This is a genomic window from Jiella pacifica (assembly GCF_010500815.1).
GTDB classification, from domain to species: domain Bacteria; phylum Pseudomonadota; class Alphaproteobacteria; order Rhizobiales; family Rhizobiaceae; genus Jiella; species Jiella pacifica.
The window spans coordinates 1-939 of record NZ_JAAAMG010000069.1; the positions used below are offsets into that span (position 1 = coordinate 1).

Here is a 939-nt window from a genome sequence, read left to right on the forward strand (position 1 = left end):
TGCCCGACCTGAGACATAGGTGACACTTCGTACCGGAGACATGGGTAACACTTTTCGCTTTGCGGGAGGTGTTGATGCCGTGGATGGAAAGGTCCGTCATGGACGAACGTCTGCGCTTCGTGGCCCGTCTTTTGGACGGCGAAGGCATGAGCGATGTTTGCCGTGAGTTCGGGATTTCCCGAAAGACCGGCTACAAGATCTTCAACCGCTAGAAACAGGAAGGCACGGACGCGCTGACCGATCGTTCGCGGCGGCCAGTCAGATATGCCAACCAGCTGCCGGATCCGGTCGAGCGGCTGATCGTCGAGACCAAGCGGGACAAGCCGCACTGGGGTGCCAGGAAGATCCGGGAGGTGCTGGTCAGGAAGCTCGCCGGCGACGTGCGTATCCCGGCCAAGTCGACGGTGCATGCGGTTCTCGACCGGCACGGCCTGGTGAAGCGCGCCCGTCAAAGGCGGCGCTTCACCGCCACCGGCACCGAGCTCTCGCAAGCGCTCCAGCCCAACGATCTCTGGTGCACGGACTTCAAAGGCGAGTTCAAGACCGGGGACGGTCGATACTGTTACCCCCTGACGGTCACCGATCAGGCCTCCCGCTCGATCCTGACCTGCGAAGCGCTTGCATCGACGAAGGAGGCGCCGGTGCTCGAAGCCTTCGTCCGTCTGTTCAAGGAGCGCGGCCTGCCGATGGCCATACGCTCGGACAACGGTCTGCCCTTCGCATCGCCAAACGGGCTCTACAATCTGTCCAGATTGTCGGTCTTCTGGCTGAGGCTTGGCATCGCGATCGAGCGGATCAAACCGGGCCATCCCCAACAGAACGGTCGCCACGAACGGATGCATCTGACCTTGAAGACGGAAACGACGCGACCGCCCGGCGCGAACATTCTGCAACAGCAGGCCCGCTTCGATGAATTCGTCAGCGAATTCAATCACGAAC

Annotated in this window: 1 pseudogene; it reads left to right on the forward strand. The window is 61.6% G+C overall.

Annotation, left to right across the window (positions count from 1 at the left end):
* Positions 1-74: 74 nt before the first annotated feature.
* Positions 75-939 (forward strand): annotated as a pseudogene (locus GTK09_RS27080) (helix-turn-helix domain-containing protein); the annotation flags it as partial.